Raw genomic sequence first — 10,014 nt, 5'->3', positions numbered from 1 at the left:
CACCGTTGAGCAGTAATGGTCAGCAGTGTTCAGCGTAAATGTATCAGCATTCCTGCCATCCTCTGCTCTTGGCTTCCCAACGCCTCTTGCTGTTCAGCGGCAAGGGAGGAGTGGGCAAAACAACCTTGACCTGCGCGCTGGCTCGCCAACTGGCCCAGGTGGATCCCCAGCGCCGTCTGCTCCTGATGTCCACAGATCCCGCCCACTCGTTGGGGGACGTGCTGCAAATCTCGGTTACGGATGTGGCCCAACCCTTGCCGGATCGCCCCAATTTACAGGTGCGGGCTTTGCAGGCGGAGATTTTGTTGCAATCTTTTCGGCAAACCTATGGGCCGGCCCTGGAGCTCATTGCCGAGCGGGGCAGTTGGTTTGGCCGAGAGGATCTGCTGCCGATCTGGGATTTAGCCTGGCCGGGGGTGGATGAGCTGATGGCCATTCTGGAGGTCAACCGGCTGCTGGCGAGGGAGGAGGTGGATACGGTCATCCTGGATACGGCCCCCACCGGGCACACCCTGCGGCTGTTGGAGCTGCCCGACTTTTTGGATAATCTGCTGGCCGTGTTTGCCACCTTTCAGGCCAAGCATCGGGAGATCGCCCAAGCCCTGACGGGCACCTATCGACCGGATGAGGCGGATGCATTTTTAGCCCAGTTGCAGAGGGAACTGGAGGGGGGCAAAGCCCGCTTGACCAATCCGGAGAGCACCTCTGCTTGGCTGGTGATGATCCCGGAGCAGTTGAGCGTGGCGGAAACCCGCCGCTTTTGTCAGCAACTGCAAAGCCGCCGCGTGCCCATCGGCGGCCTTCTGGTCAATCAGGTGCTGTTTCTAGGAGAAAATACCAGTCAATCCTCACTGCCCACCGCTCTCCCCTCTTCCCTCTACTCGGCGCGGCAACAGGAACAGCGGCGTGTGCTCAAAGCCCTACAGGAGGAGCTGCCCGGATATCCTATCTGGATCTGTCCCTATCAACTGCAGGAGCCAATTGGGTTAGCGGCCCTAGATGGGCTGGTGCAGCAGCTTCGCCCCTTGCCAGAGGTGCTGCTGGAGTTGGAAGGGATCCCAGAGCAAAAAGCAGAGAGCCAAGAGAAGAGAAAGTCTCTCTTCTCCACCCTCTTCCCTTCCTTCAAGGGGATCCCGTCCCTACCGGATTTTTTGACCCAAGGGATCCGACTGGTGTTGGTGGGGGGCAAAGGGGGTGTGGGCAAGACGACGGTGGCCGGGGCCCTGGCTTGGACCTTGGCCAAGCGCCATCCCGACAAGCAGCTCTTGCTGGTCTCCATCGATCCGGCCCACTCGTTGGGGGATCTGTTTCAGACGAAACTGGGTCAGGATCCCATTCCCCTGCTGCCCAACCTGCTGGGGCAGGAGGTCGATGCGGCGGCGGTGCTGGAGCAATTCCGGCAGGATTATCTGGAGGAGGTGGCGGCCATCTTGGCAGGGGAGGGGACGGCAGGGGTGGAAGTCCAATACGACCCACAGGCGTGGCGGCAACTGCTGCAGATGCCTCCACCCGGCCTGGATGAGGTGATGGCCCTGTTGAGTGTTCTCCGACAGGAGACGAGCGGGCAGTTTGACCTGGTGGTGCTGGACACGGCTCCCACAGGCCATCTCCTGCGGTTTCTGCAGATGCCCCAGGCTCTGGAAGGTTGGGTAAGCTTGGCCCTGAAGCTGTGGCTGAAATATCGGGATGTGGTGGGCAGGTCGGAATGGGCGCAGCGGATGCGGGAGCTTTTGGCCCAGGTGCGGCAGCTTCGGCAGCAGCTCCAGGATCCCCAGTTTGTTACCTTTATCCCCGTCTTTAACCCCGAGCAAGCAGTTCTGGCAGAAACCGAGCGTCTTTTGGCGGAATTGGATGCTTTGGGGATCCCTCATCCCTACGCCGTTCTCAATCGGGTGTGGTTGGAGGATTCTACCCCCTTTGGAGAGGCCCTCCGCCGTCGTCACCAGACTCTTCTGGCCCAGCTCCCCCAGCCATTTTCCCAGCAGGCCATCTTGACCATCCCCTTCCTACATCCTCCCAGCTTGGAGAATATCGGCTCCTACTTATTGGCTCCTCAGGAGCCCTAACCTAGGGGTAGACCTTGCTCACCCAAGGAGTTATGGATCCCAAGTTGGAAGAACGCGCCCGCGAGCTGCGCACCCTGCTGCAGAAGGCCAGCATTGCCTACTATGTCCACGATGCGCCCATCCTGGAAGACAGCGTTTACGACCGCCTCTACCGCGAGCTGCAAGAGCTGGAGCGGGCTTACCCTGAACTGGTCACTCCCGATAGCCCTACTCAGCGGGTGGGAGAAAAACCTGCAGAGCATTTTCCCACCGTCTTCCACCGCATCCCCCTCTACAGTTTGGAAAACGCTTTCAACCCAGAAGAGCTAGAGGAGTGGCAAGAGCGTCTGCTGCGAGTTTTGGGCCGTGCCCCTGTTCCCGACAGCAGGACAGAGGGAGAGCTGGAATATGTATGTGAGCTGAAGATTGATGGCGCCGCCTTGGCCCTAACCTACATCGAGGGTCTTTTGGAGCGGGGTGCTACTCGGGGGGACGGACAGGCCGGAGAGGACATCACCCCCAACGTGCGCGCCATTCGTTCGATTCCCCTGCGGCTGGCGACAGCAGATCCGCCTCCCGTTTTGGAGGTGCGGGGGGAAGTCTATCTGGCCCTAGCCGAGTTTGAACGGATCAACCAAGAGCGTCGTTCCGCTGGGGATCCCCCCTTTGCCAACCCGCGCAACTGTGCTGCCGGTACCCTGCGGCAGTTGGATAGCCGCGTTGTGGCCGCCCGCAAGCTCAGCTTCTTCGCCTACGCCCTCCACTGGCCGGAGGGATGGCCTGCCGGGGATCCCCCGCAAACCCAGTGGCAGTGTCTGCAGCAGCTCAAGGAATTGGGATTTCCAGTCAACCCCCTTTCCCAGGTCTGTCGGGGCTTGGGAGAAGTGATCCAATTTTATGAGCGATGGCGGGGTGCCCAGCTCCCCTACGCCAGCGACGGGGTGGTGGTGAAATTGAACTCCTTGCGGCTGCAGGAGGAGGCCGGCTTTACGCAAAAATTTCCCCGCTGGGCCATTGCCCTCAAATACCCTGCCCAGGAAGTCCCCACCCGCATCCGCGCCATCGTGGCCAGCGTGGGCCGTACCGGCGCCGTCACTCCAGTGGCAGAGCTGGAGCCGGTTCCTTTGGCCGGCACCCTTGTCAGCCGCGCCAGCCTGCACAATGCCGATCGCCTGCGGGAGCTGGATGTGCACATCGGCGATACTGCCATCGTGCGCAAAGCCGGGGAGATCATCCCGGAGGTGGTCGGGATCCTAAAAGAATTGCGCCCTGCCGACGCTGTTCCCTACAGCCTGCCCAGCCAGTGCCCCGAATGCCACACCCCCTTGGTTCGTCCCCCCGGCGAAGCCGTGACCCGCTGCCCCAACCCCGAGTGCCCGGCCAAGCTGCGGGGCCAATTGCAGCACTGGGCCAGCCGCGATGCTTTGGATATCGAAGGCTTAGGGGAAAAGCGGGCAGCCCAATTGGTGGAGAGCTTGGGGGTGCGCACCGTAGCCGATCTCTACCGCCTCACCCCAGAGCAGTTGCAGGGTTTGGAGGGAATGGGATCCCGCTCCAGCCAAAAGCTGGTGCAAGCCATTCAGCGCTCTCGCCAGCAGCCCTGGGAACGGGTGCTCTACGGGCTGGGGATCCCCCATGTGGGGGTGGTCACTGCCCAGATTTTGGCTGGCCATTTTCCCACCCCTGAGCTTTTGGCCCAGGCCAGCGCAGAAACCATCGCCCAGATCTATGGGATAGGCGCGGAAGTGGCGGAAGCGGTGGTGGCCTGGTTTGCCGAGCCGGCCCATCGTCGCCTGTTGCAGGAGTTGCAGGCGCTAGGGATCCCCGCTCTTCCTCAGCAGGAGAACCCTGCCGTCTCCCAGATCCTGGCCGGGAAAAAATTCGTAATCACCGGCACCTTGCCCACCCTCTCCCGCCAGCAGGCCAAGGCTTGGATTGAGAGTCGGGGGGGCAAAGTCACCGCCAGCGTCAGCCGCCAAACCGACTACGTGGTGGTGGGCTCTGACCCCGGCTCCAAGCTGGAGCAAGCCCAACAACTGGGGATCCCCCTGCTGACCGAAGCGGAGCTGTTGGCGCTGGATCCCACCGTGGAATCCGGTGATCTGCATCCTTGACAGGGTGGATCCCCGAAAAACTTGGGTAGGGTGGGTTGTCTTAGCGGCAGGGATAATTTATGATTCATCTCTAGTGAGGAGTGGACGCCAATAGGGGGAAGCGAACGAAACACGGACAGTTCCTTCCCCTTTTTGGTTACAAAAAGGCGCGGCCACACCTCCAAAAAGTATCCAACTTAACTGAAGGATTCCTTTGCCAGTGCCAGATAAGGTCAACTATGATGGGATCAGCGGAGACGCATGTTTCCGTTCACTCCTCACACCATCTTCCGCTCGGCGTCAAGTCGGGCGGTTTTTCTATAAATCCGTCCAAAGGATGTATGACCATTCCCGATAGCAGCGAAACGGCTCACCCCTTCCATTTCCAGTTTTCCTCCTTGTAAGACACTTGGGGAGAACCGAGGCTGTGGCGTTTGCACGGGTAGCGCAGAGCGCTGGAGAAGCTTATGGTCACTTTGAAGCAAGAATGAAACACCTCCGTTGCATTGCTTCCCAGCTCCCTGAAGAGTGGGTGGTCGCGGAAGCGGCACCGAGCGCTTGGGAAGTGTCTCAATCCAGTTTGAAATGACTATATCTCCAGTCTTTCCAGTTGATCCCCATGGGAATCTCTTGGCACCCTGCCCCCTTGGGGATCCGGAAACAAGCCCTACGAGCCCAGTGGAGATGCTAGACTAGTAGGTCAGTGAGATTCCACCAACTTCGGCCTCCTTACGCTTTCGCAGCCAATTTGCGACTGGATTGGAAGGTTTAGTTTTCTTCTGGCTTTTGCCGGATTAGGATAGCCAAGAGCAAGCAGCAACGAGGATCCCATGGCCAAATATGACTCCCATCTAAAGTGCTCCTTCTGCAACAAGTCACAGGATCAGGTGCGTAAGTTGATTGCGGGGCCGGGGGTCTACATCTGTGACGAGTGCGTGGAGCTCTGCAACGAGATTTTGGATGAGGAACTCTACGACGGCAACACTCCTCCTGCTGCCGCCCCTGCCGGCGGCCGGCGTGAAGCTCCTAAAAAATCCTCCCGCAGCCTGCCTTCTTTGGCGCAGTTGCCCAAGCCGCAGGAGATCATGCGCTATCTCGACCAATATGTGATTGGCCAAGAAAAAGCTAAGAAGGTTTTGTCGGTGGCGGTTTACAACCACTACAAGCGTCTGGCTGCCAAGGCCAACCCCGGTAGCGTCGGAGTTTCGGAACTGGATGAGGTGGAGCTACAGAAGTCCAACATTTTGATCATTGGCCCCACTGGCTCCGGCAAAACCCTGCTGGCGGAAACCCTGGCTCGCATGTTGGATGTGCCTTTTGCGGTTGCAGATGCTACCACCCTTACGGAAGCTGGCTATGTGGGCGAGGATGTGGAAAACATCCTGTTGCGCCTGCTGCAGGTGGCGGACATGGACGTAGAAGAGGCCCAGCGCGGCATCATCTACATCGACGAAATCGACAAAATTGCCCGCAAAAGCGAGAACCCCTCCATTACCCGCGATGTCTCCGGCGAGGGGGTGCAGCAGGCTTTGTTGAAGATGCTGGAAGGGACAATAGCCAACGTGCCTCCCCAGGGAGGGCGCAAGCACCCCTATCAAGACTGCATTCAAATCGACACTTCCAACATCCTCTTCATTTGCGGGGGGGCTTTTGTTGGCCTGGAAAAAGTAATCGAGCAGCGCATTGGCAAGAAATCGATGGGCTTTATCAAGCCAGGGGAGCAATTGTCGGTTAGCCGCGAGCAACGTATGGCCAATGCCCTCAAGGCTTTGGAGCCTGAAGACTTGATCAAGTACGGCATGATTCCCGAATTCACGGGGCGGCTCCCGGTAGTGGCGACTTTGGATCCGCTGGATGAGAAGGCGCTGGAGGCGATCCTGACGCAGCCCAAAAACGCCATTCTCAAGCAGGCGCAGAAGCTGTTGCGCATGGACGGGGTGGAACTGGAGTTTGAACCTGCCGCCATTGCTGCCATTGCCAAAGAGGCTTATCGCCGCAAGACCGGGGCTCGCGCCCTGCGGGCCATTGTGGAAGAGCTAATGCTGGATGTGATGTACGAGGCACCCTCCCGCCGCGACCTAAAGCACATCCGCATCACCGCAGAGATGGTGGAGCGCCGTTCCACCCGCGAGCTGATTCCTCACCCCTCTACGCTGCCCAAGCCTGAGTCGGCCTAGAGTCGCGGCCCTTCCGATCCCTGCTGGATGAACTTATGATCTGTTCTTGAAAGAGGGGGCAGGAGATCCTATGGCAGGGACTGCGTTCCGCTGGCGCGAACGACAGCGGGTGGATCGTGAATATGCGGTAATTGGTCTGGGGCGCTTTGGTTCTAGCTTGGCTCTCACCTTGATGGAGCGAGGGCACAATGTCTTGGGGATCGACCGCAGCCGTGAGATCGTGCAGCGCCTGGCGGATCAGCTGACGCAGGTGGTGGCACTCGATTCCAGCGATGAAGATGCGCTGCGAGCGGTGGATATCCTCTCCTTCGACACGGTGGTGGTGGCCATTGGCAGCGATTTTGAGAGCAATTTGCTGACGACGGTGGCCCTGAAAAGTCTGGGGGTGCGCAATGTGGTCTGTAAGGCGTCGACCGAGCGGCAACGCTCTATTCTCCTGCGAGTGGGGGCAGATCGGGTGGTGTTGCCGGAGCAAGAGGCAGGGCGCCGTTTGGCTCAGGTGTTGACAGCACCGGGGATCCTAGATCAGCTAGAGCTGGAGCCGGGCTACAGCATTACGGAATTACAGGTGCCGGAGGCGTTGGTGGGCCATACGCTGGCGGAGTCGGATCTGCGTCGCCGCTTCGGCATCACGGTGCTGGTGGTGAAGCGAAAGCAATCGCTGGTGGTCTCTCCCCCCGCAGACTACCTGCTGGAAAAGGGGGATTTGCTGGTGGTTCTGGGGGCCAATACCAACATCTCGCGGCTGAATGAAATGTAGGGAGGGCTCCGATGAGAGAGGGCTCCGTCCCGCTTCCGCCAGAGGAGGGCTCTGAGCGCTTGGTTCCACCGGTGCCATCCCGCGCCCGCCACCTGCCGACACCGGGCTCGGCATTGTCTCAGTCCTCTAGGGCCTTTGGGAATCGTCTGCAGTGGTTTTTGGGGGGGGACAGGCGTCGCCCGCTGCCACCGCCATTGCGCCTGGTTACAGGGTTGGGGCTCTTGGCAGTGGTGGGAACTCTGGTGCTCATGTTGCCGGGGATCGGGCGCGGGGATCCCTTGAGCTGGAATGAGGCGCTGTTTACGGCCATGTCGGCCCTGAGCGTGACGGGGCTCTCGACGATTGTGGCGGCGGAGGATCTCACCCTGTTGGGCCAGATTGTGCTGCTGATCCTGATTCAGATTGGCGGGGTGGGCTTCATGGTGTTGGCGGTGGTGGTGTTTCAATTGATCGGGCGGCGCATTTCCCTCCTCAATCGCTTGGCGCTGTGCAATTCGCTGGGTCTCATCGATCCGGGGGCGATCTTGGAATTGACTCGGCGGGTGCTGCTGGGGGTCACCCTCATTGAGTTGGGGGGGGCTTTGCTGCTCTGGGTGCACTGGCGGGATCTCTATGGGCCGGAGCGGGCGGTTTTTCTGGCTATTTTTCACGCGGTGTCCGCCTTTTGTAATGCAGGATTTGACCTGTTTGGCCGGGAAGGGATCCCTACAGACGGTCTGTCGCTGGCGATTTTGGCCGGTCTGATTTTTATCGGCGGTTTGGGCATCCCAGTTTTGTCGGATTTGTTAACCTGGCCACGGGGCCACCGCCCCTCTCTGCACACCCGGATTACCCTGGGCGTGGTGGTGGTTTTGCTCTGCACGGGCGGCATTGGCTTGTTTTTGGGAGAGAGCTTGCCCGGCGGATCCCTGCTGGAGGTAAGCTGGCCCCACCGCTTGGGCCTGACGTTTTTTCAGTCGGTTTCTGCCCGAACGGCTGGGTTTGCCGGGATCCCCATTGAGGATTTGACCCCGGCAAGCCAGTTGCTGCTGATGGCTCTCATGTTTATTGGGGCAGCCCCAGCTTCTATGGGGGGCGGCATGACCACCGGCACCTTGGCGGTGTTGGTGTTGGCCCTCTGGGGCTATGCCCGCGGTTTGCCCAGCGCTCAGATTGCCGGGCGCAGCTTGGATCCCTCCATGGTGCGCAAGGCGGCAGCGGTGTTAACGGTTTCTCTGTTTGTGGTATTGTTGGCGGCTTGGTTGATTTTGCTGACCCACAGTAACAGTAGGTTGGATCCGGTGTTGTTTGAGGTGATCTCCGCCTTTGCCACCTGCGGCCTCTCGACGGGCTTTACCGGGGAGCTCAACTGGTTTGGCCAACTGATCATTGTGCTGGTGATGTTCTGGGGCCGGTTGGGGGCATTGACCATTGTCTTGGCCTTGGCTCAACAACAGCCCCGCCCGTTGGTAACCTACCCTGAAGAGTCGATCCTAATCGGTTAGTCCAGAACTGAGGAGAGAGCAGCCTCCGTTAGACTGAGTAAGGGATCCCTTCGTCCCTCTCGTTACCGGGAGCCATCCGTGTCCAAGTTCCTTTTAATTGGTTCTACTGAGCCCTTCAGCGGTAAGTCGGCTGCCATCTTGGGTTTGGCCAAGCATCTGCAGCAGCAAGGGATAAAAGTCACCTATGGGAAGCCCATCGGTTCTTGCGAGCGGGAAGATTGCTCGCTGGAAGGGGGCGATCCGGATATGCGCTTTGTGGCGGAGTCTCTGCGGCTGACGATGGATCAAATGCCGCCGATGCTGCTCCGGCTCAACGAAGAGGCTTTGCTGGCTCAAATGAAGCGAGCTCCCGGGGATCCAGCTCCAGAGTGCCCGGTTGCCCCTCTGTTGGAGTTTGTCCAGCGCTCCCCTGCCGATTTGGTGCTGCTGGAAGGCCCAGCCGATCTTTACGAGGGGGAATTGTTTGGCCTGTCGCTGGCCAAGATGGCCCAAGCCCTGGATGCTCCGGTACTGCTGATCAGTCGCTACCATTCCTCCTTGGCTGTTGATTCTCTTCTCTTTGTCCATCGTCAACTGGGATCCCGCTTGGCAGGCGTGCTGCTGAACGATGTGCCACCTGACCAAATGCAACCGGCAAAAACGATCATTCGGCCTTTTTTGGAGGGACACGGGATCCCGGTGCTGGGGATTTTGCCCTCCCATCGCATTTTGCGCAGCATCAGCGTTGGGGAGTTGGTGCGGCAACTGGATGCCGAGGTGCTCTGCTGTCCGGATCGGATGGACCTGATGGTTGAAGACATTGCGGTAGGGGCGATGAACGTCAACTCGGCCTTGAAGTACTTCCGTAAGCTGGATCACAAGGCGGTGATCACCGGCGGAGACCGCACCGATATTCAACTGGCCGCCCTAGAAACTTCCACCCTCTGCCTGATCTTGACCGGCAAGCTCCCTCTGGATCCCCGCATTCAGTCTCGAGCAGAAGAGCTGGAAGTGCCGATCCTCTCGGTGGATCTGGACACCTTCACCACCATCAACCGCATCGAACGGGTTTTTGGGCAGATTCGCCTGCACGAGGAGGTGAAAGTCCGCTGCATCCAAGAGCTAATGTCAGCGAATTTTGACTTTTCCCGTCTCTATGCTCATTTGGGCTTGACACAACCCCTAGTGTCGGCGGTAGGTGCATAAGAAAAGTTATTACTGGCTTCTCTATATTTGGTGTCTAAATAGATATTTCTTCGAGATTGAGCACTATATGTGATCAAGACGAAATAAGCTCAGTTTTGACGCGCTGGTCTCTAGTGTCTGATGCTTTCCAGTATCTGCAATGATTTCTGCAAAAAAACGCAGGGATCTATCGCCGGTTTGGCCTACTCACCGAATTCGAGAGATATCATGCGAGTATTCATCACCTCAACACACCACTCCTCCCCCAGATTTTCTGGGGGTTTTTGTTCG

At 58.9% G+C, this 10,014-nt stretch carries 6 protein-coding genes; all 6 read left to right on the top strand.

Features of this window, described 5'->3' with window-relative positions; translation table 11 throughout:
* Positions 1 to 38: 38 nt before the first annotated feature.
* Positions 39 to 2,066: an ArsA family ATPase gene (locus tag NW820_RS06625; protein ID WP_414407031.1), complete on the top strand. Its 2,028-nt coding sequence runs from the start codon at positions 39 to 41 to the stop codon at positions 2,064 to 2,066.
* 32 nt (positions 2,067 to 2,098) lie between these two features.
* Complete coding sequence (gene ligA, locus NW820_RS06620; RefSeq protein ID WP_011432958.1) at positions 2,099 to 4,159, top strand: NAD-dependent DNA ligase LigA; 2,061 nt, start codon at positions 2,099 to 2,101, stop codon at positions 4,157 to 4,159.
* A gap of 809 nt (positions 4,160 to 4,968) precedes the next feature.
* On the top strand, positions 4,969 to 6,315 hold the full coding sequence (gene clpX, locus NW820_RS06615) for an ATP-dependent protease ATP-binding subunit ClpX (protein WP_414343692.1): 1,347 nt from the start codon (positions 4,969 to 4,971) through the stop codon (positions 6,313 to 6,315).
* A 70-nt stretch (positions 6,316 to 6,385) separates the two neighbouring features.
* Entirely contained in the window at positions 6,386 to 7,075 is a 690-nt protein-coding gene (locus NW820_RS06610; RefSeq protein ID WP_414329043.1) for a potassium channel family protein, read from the top strand.
* 59 nt (positions 7,076 to 7,134) lie between these two features.
* On the top strand, positions 7,135 to 8,559 hold the full coding sequence (locus NW820_RS06605) for a TrkH family potassium uptake protein (RefSeq protein ID WP_414407030.1): 1,425 nt from the start codon (positions 7,135 to 7,137) through the stop codon (positions 8,557 to 8,559).
* Between the two features lie 78 nt (positions 8,560 to 8,637).
* The gene (locus NW820_RS06600; RefSeq protein ID WP_414343695.1) at positions 8,638 to 9,744 is read left to right on the top strand and encodes a phosphotransacetylase family protein; all 1,107 of its coding nucleotides are present in this window, start codon (positions 8,638 to 8,640) and stop codon (positions 9,742 to 9,744) included.
* Positions 9,745 to 10,014: the final 270 nt, after the last annotated feature.

This window comes from Synechococcus sp. R55.7, assembly GCF_047461955.1.
GTDB lineage: Bacteria > Cyanobacteriota > Cyanobacteriia > Thermostichales > Thermostichaceae > Thermostichus.
Note: the sequence above shows the minus strand (reverse complement) of the source record. Positions and strands in the feature narration are given on the sequence as shown.

Bases quoted from the DNA above. Each gene is read 5' to 3' on its own strand.
- NW820_RS06625 (WP_414407031.1), top strand. From the start codon at position 39: ATGTATCAGCATTCCTGCCATCCTCTGCTCTTGGCTTCCCAACGCCTC.
- ligA (WP_011432958.1), top strand. From the start codon at position 2,099: ATGGATCCCAAGTTGGAAGAACGCGCCCGCGAGCTGCGCACCCTGCTG.
- clpX (WP_414343692.1), top strand. From the start codon at position 4,969: ATGGCCAAATATGACTCCCATCTAAAGTGCTCCTTCTGCAACAAGTCA.
- NW820_RS06610 (WP_414329043.1), top strand. From the start codon at position 6,386: ATGGCAGGGACTGCGTTCCGCTGGCGCGAACGACAGCGGGTGGATCGT.